The organism is Candidatus Omnitrophota bacterium, assembly GCA_014728045.1.
Taxonomy (GTDB): Bacteria; Omnitrophota; Gorgyraeia; order Tantalellales; family Tantalellaceae; genus WJMH01.
In genome coordinates this window covers 56,367-73,526 of the sequence record WJMH01000015.1, presented here as the reverse complement: position 1 = coordinate 73,526, position 17,160 = coordinate 56,367, and the positions used below count along the sequence as shown (strand labels likewise).

Sequence of the window (17,160 nt, the reverse complement as noted above, 5' to 3'; positions counted from 1 at the left end):
AGGTTCATGGTTTCGGTCATCGGCGGGCATGAATGCGACGGGGATATCGCAGAACTGGCACGGCAGATAGGAGAGACAATAGCCGAAGAAGACGCCGTGCTTGTCTGCGGGGGCCTCGGCGGCATCATGGAAGCTGCCTGCCGCGGTGCGAAAGGAAAAGGCGGACTTACCTTGGGGATAATCCCCGGGGAGGATAAGTCCGAGGCGAATAAGTGTGTTGATATCGTTATCGCCACCGGCATGGGCTACTCGCGTAACACGCTGGTCGCCGGCACGCCCGATATGGTGGTGGCCCTTCCGGGAAGGTACGGCACGCTTTCAGAGATAGCTTTCGCTCTTAACGCTAAGATACCGGTCTACGGTTTCGGGACATGGGATATCGAGGGTGTCTGCCGCCTGGATTCGGTGGAAGAGCTTGAAAAAGCCATCAGAAAGAGAATGGGGGAAGGCGCATGACGGAATTTTTAAAGAGTATCGATACGGCGGTATTTTACTTCATCAACAGGGACTGCAAGACGCTTTTTCTTGACATGGTAATGCCGTATATCACAGAAATAGGAGGCGGCAGGATCATATTCGTTGTGGCATTACTGATGCTTTTCGTAAAGCGCAGGGATGTAAAGATGACCGGTGTGATCCTCATGGCGGGAGTTACCCTGACCTACCAGACCGTCTACCTGCTTAAGATGATAATAGGCCGCCCCAGGCCTTTCATGTCCCTGGCCGAGGTTAACACGCTTTTCACGACCAGTGGGTTCAGCTTTCCTTCCGCTCACGCTTCCATGGCCTTTATGGCCGCATATATACTGGGGGCTAACTTCAGGCGCTCTTCCGCGCTTTTTTACCTACTGGCTTCGGCTTCCGCGTTCTCCAGGGTGTATCTTGGCGTGCATTATCCCTCAGATGTCATTGCCGGCGCGTTCGTGGGGATCTTTCTGGGCTACTTCCTCAGGCGCATTTCCGAACATATTAAAAAATCTTACTCTACGAGCCGTTTATGAGGAATATCCTGCTTGTAAACCCCTGGATATATGATTTTGCGGCTTATGACCTGTGGCTTAAACCCTGGGGGCTCTTGAAGATATCCGCGGTCCTGAAAGAGAAAGGGCTGCGTCTTTTCATGGTGGATACTACCGACAGGCATCACCCGGGGCTTGATGAAAGACCCAGGGATCATATGGATGGCACGGGCAAGTTCCGCGAGGAAGAAATAGAAAAGCCCGGTATACTGGAGAAGATACCCAGAAAGTACAAAAGGTACGGCCTTTCCGTGGAAGCTTTCCTGGGGGCGCTGCCGGAAGAGGATATAGACCTAATCCTTCTTTCCTCGGGCATGACGTACTGGTATCCGGGGGTTTTCGAGGCCGTGAGACTCCTGCGCATGGAATACCCCGGAGTTGCCATAGCGCTCGGAGGCACTTATGCTACGCTGGAATACGAACACGCCCGTTTAAATAGCGGCGCGGACATTGTTATATCAAACAGTGAACTGGATAAGCTTTCTGAGCTTTTGGGCGGAGGGTATGATCTTTCCTTCCAGAACCTTCTTGATAAGACCATTGATTATGACTGGTACCCGAGGAGTGCGTATGCGGTTCTCAGGCTGTCCCTCGGGTGCCCCTTTGATTGCGCCTATTGCGCCCAGAAGCGCTTAGGTCCCTCTTTCATGTTAAAAGAGGAACAGGCGGCCATCAGCGAGTTCAGCGCTCTTTATGAAAGAGGCATAAGGAACTTCGCATTTTATGACGACGCACTCCTGTTCGCGGGAGATTACCTGGTCCAATACCTGGAAAGGATAACAAGTTCGGGGCTTGATGCGAGGTTCTATACCCCCAACGGACTGCACGCAAGGTTCATGTCGCAGAGGAAAGCGGATCTCATGAAAAAGGCGGGGTTCGTTAATCCAACCTTGAGCCTTGAGATCGCCGATCCCGACAAGGCCCGCTCCTGGCATAACAAAGTCACGGTAGAGGAGCTGAGAAAAGCGATAGGCTCTCTCCGGAAGGCAGGTTACCGAAAAGGCAGGTACACGGTATACCTGATGCTGGGCATGCCGGGAACCAGCATCAGTGACGTTAAGCGGAGCGTGGACCTCGTGCATTCGCTGGGAGCGAAAGTATCATTGAGTGAATATTCACCCGTACCGGGTTCAACGAAGACGCCCTGCTTTACAGCTGATGAGAAGGACCCTTTATACCAGAATAACAGTATATTTCCCACATTCTGTGCCTCCGAATGGGGCCAGGTCAAAAAGATCAAAGAATACACCAGGCAGCTTAATACAAAGCTGTTGTCCGGTAAGAATACCCACGATATACCCGCCTGATGAGTTAAACAATAAAAAGTAAGCACCTTTAGCATTGATTTATACCTTTTATAATGTTATAGTACTAAAGTACTATCTCTGTTAAGATAAAAAAAAGTAATAACAAGCATTCTTTGTCATTTTCCTGTGCGTAATGAATGTTGTATTAAATGATCATAATGATACTATGATAAAAACGCGGAAATACATATATCCGATAAGATGCGTATCGATACTTCTGAGCGTCCTGCTGCTCTGGCAGGGTATGGTCTGGGCCGATCCTGGTCTGATAACAAACCGTGACCAGTTGCAGCCAAGAACGCTGATCAGTGATCCCGCCGGCCAAGTTTCTGCAGTGATGGCCTACCTTACCGGCACTCTTGCCGCTTGCGAGAGAGATCCTCTTAACCGGAATATTTTCAGGATGAAAGACCGCGCGCAAGAGGCGATAAATCAACTCGAAACTTCGGTGCGCATTCTTGAGGCTTTGCCGGTTATAAAAGACGAAGCCGAAGAAGGAGAGTTTGTTATCGACCTCGGGCTGTGTATCATCCGTTATTACAATCCCAAGCTGAGAGATGCCCTAGGCAGTAACCCCGGACGCAGGGTGATAGAACAGAAAAGGATAGGAGAGTATCTTGCGCGGCAGATCATCCTGAACGGGGATGACGGGCGCGATGAACGCCTTATACGGGAGTCGGTCGCGCCGAAGCCCGGCGAAAGTACGGGTCCGGACGTCCCTGGAAGTCCGCCCCAGGAGGAAGAAGGCCGGACCTCTCCTCATACGAGTTCTCTTGACTTCGTCGCTTCAAGGCTCAAGGTGAGGTACTCCGCTTTTTTCCATGCGCCGGTCGCTGAAGAGCTTTTGAAGGTGGGGTTACCACTTGGTGTTCTTATCTTTCTGAGGAAGTTCGGCTGCGTCGCACCACCGCTCATGATCGGCCTTTTTTATAGTGGGCTGATCCTCGCCGGGAGCGTCTTTACCGCTGGTCACATTTATAACTTGTCTGCGCAAGAGAGAACCAGACTGGATCTTAAAAGAGCTTTTAGCGTGTTCGCAGCGCCTTTCGCGACCGCCGCAGGCGGGATAGCGCTCGCTTCGGTTCTGGCCTCGCAGCCTGCATGGGCGCTCCTGCTCAGTATGGGATGGCACTTATTCGTAAATCTTATGGTGGCTTTTCTGCGCAGATCCGGCATGGACGGAATGTACGCATCTTTCTTCAAGAGGGGCAGGGATGATGACCTGGTAGGTTTCGTTATGGGGTTGGTGCCAGAGGGCGGACTTATCGCGAGAGAGTACCCCCGTATCAAGGAAGTTACCAAAAGCACATTCGGTATCGATATCGATCAGCACGAATATGCTTCTCTCAGGGCCAGATTAGCCTTAAAGAGCGCGGGGCAGTCTCCCAGGAAGACTGTTGAGTCGTTCTCCCAGTTCAACCTTGATCCGTACAGATACCCGGAGACAGTCCATGAGATCGCGCTCTTATGCATAAATGTCGCCGCCGGTCATGCAGCCATGAATTTCCGGAATTTCGGATTTGATGCGGAACACCATGAGCACCTCATCCTGGACCTGGCACAGCATTGCGCTTCCTGCGACGGGGAGAGCACTTCCCGGCATTACAAAAGATTCGGCCTGGTTGAGAGATCTCACGCCGTGAAGATCGCCACGCTCTCGGCGATGCAGAACGGACACGGCGTAGCGCTGTATTTCGACCAGTTCGGTCTTGACCCCACCGCATCCCGTAAGGAGCTCAGAGAGGTCTCGGGTATAGCGCAGATAGCCTCACGCGAGAGCCCGGAGAGCGTGGCCGTGAATTTCCGGAATTTCGGATTTGATGAGGAACACCACCAGGAGGTCATTTTGAATTTAGCATTATCCTGCGCGCGTCACAACGGCAGGTCCACCGCGGTCAATTTCAGGAAATTCGGTCTCAGAGGCAGAAGGCACGCCGAATCCGTTGCGCGAGCCTGTGCCGGGGAGAACCTCGAAGGTACATTGCGTTACTTCGGCCAGTTCGGCCTGGATATGGACGAAAAAGAGGCCCTTGAGTTCTGCAGGAAAGCTGAGAGGGATCTCATAGCCGAGCTTTCTTCGAACACTCCGGATGTGCCACTTTACCAGCGTCTTTGTGAGAACGGTCAAAATCTGATGCGGATTGTGGATGAGACATATGACCTGCTGGACCTTTCGGCTCTTTCAATAGGCGCGCAGGCATACGTGAAGCTGTTGCTACTGGAGGAAGTCGCCTCAAAAGAAGAGATCTCAGAGAGATTTATCGCGAGATTGAAAGAAGAGGTCATACCCGGGCTAATGGTTCTTGAAAAGATCTCGAAGGATTATCCGGCAATGGGGCTTGATTATCACAGGTCCGGCAGGGAGCTTCTGTCGGCTGTGGACGCCGAGCACAGCCTCAGGGCCAAGCTTGTCAATTACATATCCCGGACCAGGACGCCACATGAGCTGGATAGGTCCGTGCTGAAGAATAACGGTGAAAGGATCATAAGGCTCCCGCCCGCCCCGTATCCGGTCATGCTCCTGTTCGCCGGCCAGCTCGAGAACATGCGCATAATAGATGCAAGGGATTTCGGGATAACCGTATCCGGTGACCATATGCGCGAAGGTTTGTTTCTTTTTTCTCTTATGTATTTCGCAGGCGCCCGCCCGGTAAGCAGGACCTCGTCGGGAGAAGTCCCCGGCAAGCCCTGGATAGCCGCCGGAAGAAAGGGTTACGCCATAGACCCATGGACGGGAAAACGCCTTGGCGGGGACGACCCCGCGACCGGGGGCACCCAGACAAAGTTCTTCCTGATCGGTTCCAACGCGTTGATGAAGAGAAAACTTGCCATGGCGTTCTATCTGGTGACGGCGTCCAGCGCCAGCACGAATGGATACGGGATAACCGACAAAGAGCTGGAAAAGATATACCTGGACATGAAAGAGCAGATCGGTGCTTTTTACAGGGAAGACCTGGTTGTGGGCAAGGTCAATATGGACAGGCTTGAAAACGTGCAGCTTGATGAATTCCTCGGCCGTTACGTGCTGAATACCGATCTTGTCAGTACCGCCCTCGAGACCATCGATACCGGTCTCAGGGACGATCCGGAGGCAAATGACGTGGTCCGGCTGGTAAACGGTAATATTCACGAACGTTTCCGGGATCTGGTTGACGCGCATATCGACAGGATCAGGTCGCATATTTTCCCCGAAGAGGTGCAGCGGATACTGGACCAGGCATATAGAGGGGATTTTAAGTCCGTAAAGCAGTCGGTTCTTTCAATGTGTTTTTCCGGCCCGGAGACATCCCGGAGGGCTTTGGAACTTGCCAGATACGCCTATCCCGTTGAGTATGGCAAGATCCGCAGGGCCGAGGAGAAACAGAAGGCTTCAAGCAGATCCCTTGCCGCCTCCATCATCCGGAACGCATCAAGGGTTATAAACGAGATAGTGAATTCGCTTTTCGCTTTTTCCGGAAAAGAGAAAAAGGTGCTGATCGCGCTGGATCTTGATATAGGCGAAGGCCGGGTGAATTCCATCATGCGGGATATACTGGAAGTTCTTCCCGATCTTGAGAAGAACAATAAGGATCTCGAGAGGTTCTTCAGGGACCTTGAGATAATAAAAGGCGAAGGCGGGATACTTGCCAGGAGGGTGGAGAGCCTCACCGATCCGGAAAAAGGCTCGGTGGATCCGGAGAACCTGATAGTTCTAACAAGCAAGAATAACCTGGAGTATTACGACAGGTTCGAGGGCAGGGCTACTCTTGCCGGTATAGATTCTTCGGACCTTCCGGAAGGTGCTTACCTGCCGGTACTTGAAACCATGCTTTTTGCCATTGGCAGACATCTGGGATGGGACAGGCAAACATTGATGGAATGCTACAGGACGATCCCCAATGTTATTTCTTATGATGAGCTTAGCATGATCGAACGCGATCTGCTTTTCGGGGAGACAAGGTCAGCCATGGTGCTGCGTCTTATCCCGGATGCTACCAGCCTTGGGATAGAAAGACTCAGGGATATAATGGAGAATATCAAGCTTATGCTGGCAAGGGCCTGATGCAGTTAAAGTTTAAAAAAGTAAGCTCAATTGGTTTGAAAATGGATTTTTAGAGGTGTAAACTATATATAGAGGAAGTATTTATAATATTAAAAAATTGTATTTTTTCTATATATAAATTATAGGGAAATACTCTTTTTTTGGCAACTAAATAAAAACTTTTAAAAAGATGCAGACTAAGAGAGGATATCATGTTATGGGGCATTAAAAAAGCACATACGGTCGCGAAAAAGATCACTTCACTGATCGTGATAGTAGTCTTCATGACTAGCTTTTCCGTTAAAGATGCTGGTGCTGTTGCGGAGGTGCCCGAACCGGTATTCTCCGTATTGAGCGCGCCTGAGCAGCAGTTCGCCCCACTTAACGTTGAGACCTTTACCGTTCCTCAGCATCTGGGGACCATGAAATTCACCCATAATGCCGATTCCGATAAACTCATAATCCACATACAGGATGCGCATTGTAACTACGGCGCTCAGAAAAAGATATCCGAGATAATCTCCTATCTTGTAAAAGAATACGGTATTACCGATATCAATCTTGAAGGCGGTGTCGGGGAATACGATCTATCTATTTTTACCGGTATTGCCGACAGGGTGATACGCGAGAAGGTCGCGGACCACTTTGTAAAACAGGGACTTGTAAGTGGTCCTGAATACTATGCGGTCAACCATCCCTTCGATGTCAGGCTCTGGGGAATAGAAGACCCGGTCCTTTACATGAACAATATCTCGGTCTATTGGGAGTCGGAGGATTACAAGGAACAGGCGAAAGAGCTCTTGGGGGGCATAAGCCGGGTTATGGACCTTCTTAAAAAGAGCATTTATACCCCCCAGCTTCTTGAAGTGGATACCCGATACGAAGCCTACAAACAGGGGGAGCTTCAGTTCAAGGACTACTTAAGCTTTCTCATGCAGAAAGCCAAAGAGCAGATGATAGATCCCAAGGATTATCCCAATATCTACCTGCTTTACCAGTCCCTGAACCAGGAGGGGGGCATTGACTTCCAGGCGGCTAACACGCAGAGGGATCTTCTTGTTGACCAGCTCGAGAGAATGCTTTCCAGGAAGGCGCTTGATGAGCTGGTGATGAAGACCATAGACTTCAAGGTTAAAAAGATATCACAGTTCGAGTTCTATGATTTTTTGGTAAAAAAGGCCAAACTCGCCGATATATCGCTGGATGAATATCCCGACCTCCAGAAATATATAGTTTATATTACCCTTTACCACGCTGCGGACAGGTTCGCAGTGATGGAGGAGATGGACCGCATAGAAGCGGATCTTAAATCCAATCTTTACCAGAACAATGAACAGAGGCGCCTTAACGGGCTTTCCAGGAATCTTACCCTGATGAAGAACCTTTTCGCGTTGAGCCTGACCAAAGAGGATTACAAGTATTACAAGCAGAACAGGGACGCTTTCAGGGTAAATAATTTTTCTTCCTTTATAGATGAGAAGGCCCCCGTTTATAATATCTCCGTCCGCTCGCCCGAAGAGTCCCGGCAACTTGACAGATACCGCGCCGATCTTGAGCGTTTCTACGAATACTCTTTCGGCAGGGACGAAGCTTTCCTGGAGAACATAAATTTCACCGACCGCGGGAAACAGGCCGCAATAGTCGTAACGGGAGGTTTCCACACGGAGAACCTCTGTGACCTGTATAAGCAGGAGGATATATCCTATGTTTCGATAATTCCGGACTTCAAGAACGAAAAGGGGTACGAATGCCCGTATTTCGACCTTCTTTCGGGGAAGATCTCCGGCACCTACGAGAAGATGTACCGGATCCTGAGCGAGGCTTCACTCATACAGGTGGCGAGTTTTCTCTCTCCGCTGGGAGAGGACGTATGGGATCGAAGGAGCATAGACGCTTTCAAGGCGGCCGTGATCGTGGTCACCCAGAACCAGAAGGCTATCGCCGAGGGCAACGAGATCGTAGGTATCGAAAGAAAGGGAGAGGATCTTGTCCTCAGGATGAAGAAGGGAAGGCCCATTACCATGCCCCTCCGGGAACTCCTCCACCGGGTACATGAACGCGAGACAGACCAGCAGATGGAAGCTATTAGCCTGCAGGCTCCCGAAAGCTTCAAGGACATCCCCGAAGGGGAACTTGACGATATAATAAATAACGACCTGCTTCCCTTTCTCGAAGCGATGGGCATCTCCCCTGATGTCGAAGAGATAGTAAAAGGACTTACCGGCAACAGTGTTCTCACGGGACTTCCCCTTGTACGTACAGTTGAAGGGGTGAATTTCGAAGGTACTCCGGGCGGTTACGGTATACGCATAAACGCAAAGTACCAGAACGCGGACGGCAGGATCGGCAGGGACGGGCGAAGCGTTATCCTCCATGAAATAGTCGGCGGCATCTACGGCGACCATATACTCGCAGAGCAGGTTGAACAGGCCTATCGCGCTAATGACAGGCGGGATAAACTTCTCGCGGATGAGACTCCGCTTAAGAAACCGGATGAGGCGGGTGAACTGGTGACCGCCGCCGTCTGGCAGATGGAAGCCGAAGAAAGGCTCGAAGTGGACAGGGACTATACCGCGCCTCTGGAAGGAGGTCTTAAGCTTACTTCAAAGATGCTGCCCGCTATAAGGCGCCAGCTGGAGAGCGAGGGCCTGATCACCTCCGCAAAAAGTCTCTGCCGCACCTTGGATGATTACGCGATGACAGGATACTCCGACAAGATCGATTCATTTGCTTCATCCACCGCCAGTAACCTGGTATATACCTTGGCGCGCAGACTTAGACAAGAGGATGACAAACAGAAAGCCGCTGACGAACTTGTGGGCCTGGTAAACTTCCTGAACGGACTCCAGAGAACGGTGAATTCACTCAGTTCACAGTTCCAGAAGGAGAGAAAGGCCGAAATACAGAAGGAGCTGGATGATTTCTTCCTTAACACGCGCATGGAGATAGGCGACATGGTCAAGGGGCTTTTGAACGACGCTGAGATAGCCTCTGAGATCGCCCGTGTAAAGGAAGATATCCTTCCCGCCATGGCCGAGGGCAGGCAGAACCGGCCCGGGCTCAGCCCGGTCAAGATAAGCAAATTATCCACTTCGCTTGAGAGGCTGAGGAGCAGTTTCCAGGACGGCAAGATCGACGCGGCGCAGGACATAGCGGATGCCCTTCAGCGGCTGGTGCGTGACCGGGGCCTCTCCCGCGAGCAGGAACAGCTTCTGGCAAGCGGCAGGAACAGGATGGGGGTCGTCGATTACGGTGAATCCCTTGAAGTCATAGAGAATGCTTTTCAGGTAGAAGGTTCTGATCTCAATGTCTTTTTCAATTCGCTTTCCCGGGAAGACCGTGATGAACTCGTCAGAAGAATGAGCGAAAACCTGGGCGTTACATATATACAGCCCGGGGAGACCTTTATCAAGGCGGGAACTCCGGATGATAATTCCGCGTATTTCGTGCTTTCTGGGGGGTACAGGGTGGATTATCCGCTCATAGGGAGCAGGACCAAGAACACCGTCTTCCAGACGGATAACGGCGCCGGGCAGATGGTAGGCGAGATAGCTCTGGTACACAGGACGCGCAGGAACGCTGATGTCGTCGCCGATACCCCGATGAGGGTTCTTGTCATGACAGAAGACGCCCTGGATGAGGCCTTCAAGGGAAGGCCTGATCTTGAGAAGGCTTTTTTCGAGGCCATAGACGCAGTCGTGGAAGACCGTCAGGAACAAAGACGCCGGGAGACACATTCCGCCAAGTTCTCGGTGGTGGGCCCCATAGGCCGGGAACAGTTCTCGGCTCTGGAGAGTCTGATATCCGAAGGCATAGTAACGGTGGAGAGGATGCCTTCGGGAGAGGAACTTGAGTCCATCCTCCAGGAAGCCCTGGACGAGGTTAAAAAGACCAGGTTCAGGGACGAGAAGGATAAAAAGAGGAGGGACGAGGCGATAGACCGGATAGAGGAACTGATGGAAAAGGGAGCCGCTGATCTCAGCGAGCTCATGGAGGCTTTGGAGACCGCCTACCGCAAGTCTATAGTTCCCATACTCAAGGACCTGATGGATGAAAAAAAGAAGCAGGTCGCTTTCAGGGTCAACAGGTCCCGGATAACGGATCCTGCGCTTTCGCGTGTCGATATCAAAAAAGATGAACTTGATTTCAAGACGCTCAATACTCTGATCAACGTTGAAATGACCGAAGAAAGCGAGATAGAGGACCTCCAGAAGAAGCTGCAGATGATGCCGATAGGCTACGGCGATGCTATAGCGCGGCGGGTCAGAAGGGACTCTGAGCTCTTCGACCGTGCCGGCGAAAGAAGGAAGAACCTGGAGGGTCTTAAGAACGCGCTCGCCACTTCTATAGACGGGATACTCAATATATATGATACAAGGGGGCTGTTAAGATACGACCGGACCGCCCGTGACGAGGGGTACATGATCAGGGAATCCCTCGAAAGGATGATAGACCTCTACCTCATGGGCCGCATGGACAAGCCCCTCCGGGAAAGTGACGTTAGGAAGTTCGTGGATCTACTCAGTTACTCTCTCAATATGTACGTTTTGCAGAAAGGGGGCGTCCAGGAAGTCGCCGTGACCGATGAAGACGGGCGTGTCGTGACCGACGCCGACGGCAACCCCGTCACGGTAAGTCTCGCTTACGGTTCCGGAGGTAACAGGTTAAGGGGCTCCAACGGCGCGATACACGCGATCATGAACTCCGACAAGGTGGATGCCATGGCCAGAAGCTATAACGCTGAACTGGCCGAGGCGCGCAAGGCCGGCAGGATAAGCCAGGAGGAATACGAAAGCCGTTTCATTACGCCGGAACTCTTGCTTGAGGCGAGGGTGGCCCTTATGATGCATGACGCGATGGCCGGCAATATCAGGAACGCCAACGCCGGGCTGGGTATATTCGGTGATGTAGAGGACCTTAAAGCCGGTCACGGAGCGGCGGCGACCAAATATCTGAATACCGAGGATGCCGACAGCCTGTTCACAGGTCTTTTCGGGGCGGACGGGAAGAGAAGGATCGCCGATAACATCGCTTTTCATGATTATACCGGTGTGGATTTCTCTACCCCGGAAGCGGCGGTAATGACCATGACGGAAGTAGCCGATAACACGGCCGCCGCGGAAAAGTTCATGGACGCGTTCACGCGTGTTCCTGCCAATAACGGTCTTCTGGGCAAACTCCACGAACTGGCCCAGCTGTGTACGATAGACGGGAAACTCAATAAAGGGCTTTACGCGAGGCTCCTGGAAGGCATCAGGGAGCAGATGATTGATAATATAGAACGGGCCGCCCGGCAGCCAGGTGAGGACCGCCTTACGCCGGCGGAAGCCCAGACCTACAAGTACACGGTGATGAACGATCTTAACATAATGACCGCGGGCATGAGCCTCGCGGCGTATAACGCGGGAGCTTTCCGTCTGGGCCAGGTCGAGTTCGACCTGGATGTCCAGGACGGGCGCGTAACGGACGTCACCATGTCCGTCGTCCAGGAAAGGGGCTATTCCGATGAAGAGTTCAAGGCTCTTTTTGGCGAGAACCTCGCTGACAAGCATCTTAAGAAGATAACCGCAGAGCCCTACGGGAGTAAAGATGATTCGGTCAAGCCGGGCGACCAGATAGGTAAAAAAGGCCTTGTCATGAAAATAACCCGCGCGGTCCAAGTCAATACCGAGCAGGCAAAGAACGCCAAGAACCTTGTCGGGGCAATGGTACGCGCGCGCAGGGAAGCTTTCAACCTGATGGGTACATATGATAACGCACAGGACCTGGTTGAGGTGGTAAAACTCTATTTCGGACTTAGCGACCACGAGATGGAAGCGCTTTCAGAGAATCTGGGTGGTCCGGCCGAGGTCGCCGACAGGTTCATGAACGTTATCTCCCTCGATGAAGTGAACCAGATCGAGCTGGCCGAGACCGAACCCGCCGAGGGTATATTGGAGCCTGAAATAATTCCCGCCGAGTCATATCCTTACGAAATGGCCGTGGATATGCTTCTTCCGGCCACGCCCCAGGAAATGCAGACGGCCAGAGGTGTTCTAAGCAGGCTGGCCGCTGAAAGCCCGGCGACCAGCCGGAAGGACCTTATGCGCGTAAGGTCCCTGGATGAGATGAACGACAGGGAGCTTGAATATCTCGAAAAACAGCTGGAGATGCTCGTTGGCAATAAGTACAAGAATACATCGGGCAGGATAGCCCTTCTTGCCGCCGCGGCAGAGAGCGTTAAAGATATGGATTCCAGGAGCGCCGATGTGCAGGAGATAATCGATAATTACGGAGACGCCATCTCCAACGTCAACAGGCTCGCCTGGAGCATGCAGGGCTCTGCCGATAAGCCCGGGCCCTGGCGGGATCAGTTCGGGAGCCTGAGCCTGCATCCCTGGCGCAAGCCCATCGTTCTGGCCAAGGCAACGAAGGTTTTTGAGAGAATGCTCTACGAGGTCATGGAACAGCGGGCCAGGAACCTGCGTAACCGGGTAGAGAGGACCCGCGCAAGGATACGGACCGCTGAAAAGGAACAAGCGTGGGTGGACAAGTACTCGCGCATGCTCGCCGAAGCGGAGGAGGCCGTTCCCGCGCTGAGGGACGCGCTGCTCAAAATGCTGGGAGTATATTACTGGATGGACAGGTCTCTGGGGAAGGAACATGTATACAACAAGCTTCCGCTCCATGACCGGTTCGGGGAGACCTTCAGCCAGGCAAGGGCCAAGGGGCTTACATATCTTATACAGTTCGATAGTTCCGATTTCCTGGGGCCGGACAAGGTGCAAAGATACGAGCATGAGATCGCCAAGCTGGAGCAGGACGTCAACCGGATAAGGTTCTCCGAACAGTTCTCTGAGGCGCTTATCGAAAAGGGGCTGGCCGCGAAGGACTGGGGCTCGTTCAGGAGGTACACTTTGCCCGTTGAGAGGCCCTCTGAGAAAGAGCTGGCGGCACTGCCGGGGGGGTTAAGGGTAGCTTATGAAAAGTCCCAGGCTGAGGCGGACCAGCGACGCGCCGCCGACAGAGAGGGATTCCAGAGGGTCATGGGGCTAATGATGGACATGGCTGCGGGTCGGGATGAGGCCATTGACAGCGGTGACCCCAGGCTTCTTCATATGATAGATATGGCGGTCTTGAGGAAGGCCTTCGACAGCGTGCAGGCTGATCTTGACGAGTACGGAAGGACCAAAGACCTCCTCTCCCTGCATAAAGCCTACCAGGGCTATTTCGGAGAGGAGGGGCTCGAGGAGATGCTTTCAAGGATAACGGATGCGACCAATAAGGACAGTGCTGCCACCAGTCGCATGAAAAAAGAAGTTATGAATTTTCTTAACAGAGAAGATCAGCTGGGACGCGATATAAAGCAACAGATCGAGTCGGCAAAGAACCAATACCAGGTGAACGCGGCCATAGCCCGTGATTCAATCGCAAGGGCGGACAGGATAATGCGTACCGCAATAGAGGAAGGAGGAGCTCTCAACAGGGGCGAGCTGGCCACGGTGACGCAGATGGCAGCGGATACGGTTCTTGACAACATGGTCCAGAGGGCCAGGGGCATCATTGACATGCTCCAGGTCAGGGAGGACGCGGCCGAACTTGAAAAGGAATACATGGACCTCCAGGAAAGGGTCAGCCAGTTCGAAAGAACGAGGAGAGAATATGTGCAGAGTGCCGAAGAGGCAGAGACCATCCTGAGGGCTCTTCAGATAGACCCGTCCACGGATCTGGGCGGGGAACTTTCAGTCCTTGATATAAACGAACTGAAAGAACGCATAAACCTTGCGGACAGGTTGGGTTATGATATATTTCTCGGCAGGGGGCTTAACATGCTAGCCTTGAGTAGCAATGAACTGGATATGAGGATGGCCAGGAAGAGAGCTTATGATATTTCCACTTCCACAGAAGAAGCGATTCAGTCCCTGACCGGACGGGAGGTCAAGCCTTTCAGCGGGTATGCCGAAGAAGGCGGTTATGCCACTCTGAAAAGTTTTGTGAACAAGCTAGTGAGCTGGGGGGTCGATATCTACGGTGATAAGGCTCCGGTGTATCTATTCAAGAGCAACCCGAGTACGGTTGATGCCCGCAAGGAGATCATCGATAAATACGGTCTCCAGACCAATTACCTTACCCTTACTTCCGGGCAGGACGCTTTACTGAAAGAGGCGTTCGGTAATGCCTCCACCCTGGAAGAAGCTCTTGAGATAATACGCCAGGCCCAGGAGGAAGACGCGCCCGAGATGGCCGAGACAGTGAACGAGGTCCATAACGCCATGCTGGCAGAACTTAACAGGCTCAAGGGAATGGGGCTGGACGAAGCCCAGAGCCGGAAGATGCTGGATGAGATGAAGGGCGAAAACTATGGGTTTGATTCGTTGAAAGGCAGTATAGGAGTTACTCTCATAAGGCGTCTCGCTGTGAACGTCGCCAGCAGTACGCCCCAGGTATTTTCTTTTCTGAACAAGAGCCTTATAGGCTTGAACAGATATTCTCTCAGGCTGAGCCCGGATCAGGTGATCGCCGCACTTGGTGATCTGGAAAAGAGCGTGGAGGACGGGGGATACGGATTTGACATATACAGAGGAGAAGGGCTGGACTTTTTCAATTCGAACCTGCCGCTCGTTCTGAGGGCGGTACAACTTACCGAACAGCAGATGGATTCCCAGCTTGAAAAGGGCCAGTTCGGTCTGCCCAACGGCTGGAAAAGGCGTCTGGAAGGTATGACGGACAGACTAGCGGTGGAGGAGTACGATAATTTCGTGAAAACCGACGCCGGGAAGAAGACCCTTCAGCTTTCCATGCGAGACGCCGGGATACAGGACCCCGCAGCTGAACTGAGAGGAATGAACAGGGAGGCTGTCGATAAGGGGCTTAAGGTGCTGGGTGCGACACGCGAGAGGATAGTCGACCTCACCCAGTACCGTCACCAGCAGGAGATAATGGATCAGCCTATGGTGGATCAGGGGATTGAGAATACCGAAATGATAAAGATGCTGGAAAACTACCTTAATGTCGCTATGGGTCCCGACAGCGCCAAATCCGAAAGACTCCAGGAGCTTGAAATGACGAATCCGGAGCTGTTCAGGGCGGTTCAGGTCCGCCTGGAGAAAGCCCATCTTGAGGCTTTGCGAGACGCCGGCAAACCGTACCAGCCCTACCGCGTAGGTGACATAGACCCCGTGACCAGAGCTATAGCGGATCTCAAACAGCAGACAGAAGCCATACGCGATAAGGTGGCCCCCGCCTCGCAGGTGAAGATCCCCAAAGTGATGGTGGGTCATGGCGAGCTTGCCGATAGAATGGACCAGGTCCGTACCGAAAAGGAACTGAAGGACCTGGTGGGTGAGAAGATGGACATGACCCAGGCCATGCGGACCAAGATCAACCTCGCTTTCAATAAGCTCTATGAGAAGATGCGGTCAGGGGGCCTTCCGGATAATGACCCGGGATTGATGGCTCTGGTAGAGAACATGGTGGGCGACCTTGAGATGGGGGACGAGGAAAGGGCTTTGCACAGATCCGCGGTTATCAATAACATATACCTCTTCAACGCCAAGGTGGAAGGCGAAGAGAATTATCTGTTGGGATTCAATACGGGCGACGACCCCGGGCTTGATCCGGCCATCGCAGGGAACATCGGCCTTTCAGCCGAACTTGTCGAGACGCTTGATGAGATGGAGCTGGCAGAATTCATCTTTCATGAGATGTATGAGATGGATTACGGTCACGAGGAGATCTACGGTAAGACCGACAGGGCAAATTCTCTTCAGGGCAAGATCTTCGGAAGGAACACCCTGAAGGACAAGTTCCGCAACTTCATAAACATGGAAGCGCGTAAATTCCAGCTTGCAAGTCTCACCGAAATAGGCATGATGCCGGGCGAAGCCGCCGAGATGGTAGCGTCCGGCGAGACCGGTGAAGCCCCTCAAGGGGACAATGCCGCAACGCGCCAGGTGTTAGCGATAGGCGCGGGAGAAGAGATCGAAAGAAGGAGCGACCCGGTGCGGATGGTCGTTGGGGTGGTGTACAACCTGGAAGACCACCAGACGTACCAGAGCGTTGAGAGCGGCGTGCGTGAAATGAACTCCGAACTCAAGGCAAAGTTCGGTGAAAAACCCGATAACCAGCAGATAATAACCTATAAGATAATACCCGGTGACACTGACGCGACGGCCAAGGAATACCTTAAGGCACTTGAGAGGGCGACCCGGACACTGCCCGAAGGCGGCAGGATAGTTTCATACACACCCCAGATGGAAGGCCTCGAGATGGCAGAGGTGGTGAACGAAAACGATCTCTTCAAGGAATACAGAGCCAACGAGAACGTAACCTTCGTAAAAGATGCCTATACCGACGGTCTGGACCCGGAGACGGGGAGAATGAGGCCCCCGGACATAGCGGTGCGGTTCGTTCTCGCCAGGCAGATAGCATTCTGTCTTAACGCTACCAACCCGGATGCCAGGCGTATGGGTATTGATTATATCAAGGACCTTCTTACACGTATCTCCGGAAAAGAGGCTGCCGATCAGCTTGCCGGGGTAGAGGATATCAATACTTTACTGGACAAGCTCTTTCTGAAGATACGCGCTGTAGATTACGAGCAGATACGCGACTGGCAGATGATGCAGGAAGCGGTCGCGGTATCGCTCTAATATAATAATAATTCCTATTTTATCTCACCTTTCTTACCAGGGGTATTTTCCGCTCATCGAGCAAAACACGCCTTCATATCCTCGTTAAAATTAAAAAAGCCAGTTATTTGTATTGAATAATTCAGCTATAAATGTTATTATCTTTCATGTCAACATAAAGTTAAGAAATCAAAAAGCATAAT

5 protein-coding genes are annotated in these 17,160 nt (G+C 52.3%); all 5 read left to right on the top strand.

The features are described 5' to 3' along the window. Window positions 1-6 precede the first annotated feature (6 nt). The 5 genes from GF409_05455 to GF409_05435 all read left to right on the top strand — a co-directional run bounded on the left by GF409_05455 (window position 7) and on the right by GF409_05435 (window position 16,978). A complete protein-coding gene (locus GF409_05455) occupies window positions 7-456 on the top strand; it encodes a TIGR00725 family protein (GenBank protein MBD3426657.1) in 450 nt (149 codons plus the stop codon). Continuing rightward, a complete protein-coding gene (locus tag GF409_05450; GenBank protein ID MBD3426656.1) occupies window positions 453-1,001 on the top strand; it encodes a phosphatase PAP2 family protein in 549 nt (182 codons plus the stop codon). Before GF409_05455 ends, GF409_05450 begins: the two co-directional genes overlap by 4 nt. Then, window positions 998-2,326: a radical SAM protein gene (locus GF409_05445; GenBank protein ID MBD3426655.1), complete on the top strand. Its 1,329-nt coding sequence runs from the start codon at window positions 998-1,000 to the stop codon at window positions 2,324-2,326. The genes GF409_05450 and GF409_05445 overlap by 4 nt, the downstream gene beginning before the upstream one ends. Window positions 2,327-2,492: 166 nt before the next feature. Continuing rightward, entirely contained in the window at window positions 2,493-6,368 is a 3,876-nt protein-coding gene (locus tag GF409_05440) for a hypothetical protein (protein ID MBD3426654.1), read from the top strand. A gap of 191 nt (window positions 6,369-6,559) precedes the next feature. Then, window positions 6,560-16,978, top strand: a complete 10,419-nt coding sequence (locus GF409_05435) for a cyclic nucleotide-binding domain-containing protein (protein ID MBD3426653.1) — start codon at window positions 6,560-6,562, stop codon at window positions 16,976-16,978. Window positions 16,979-17,160 lie beyond the last annotated feature (182 nt).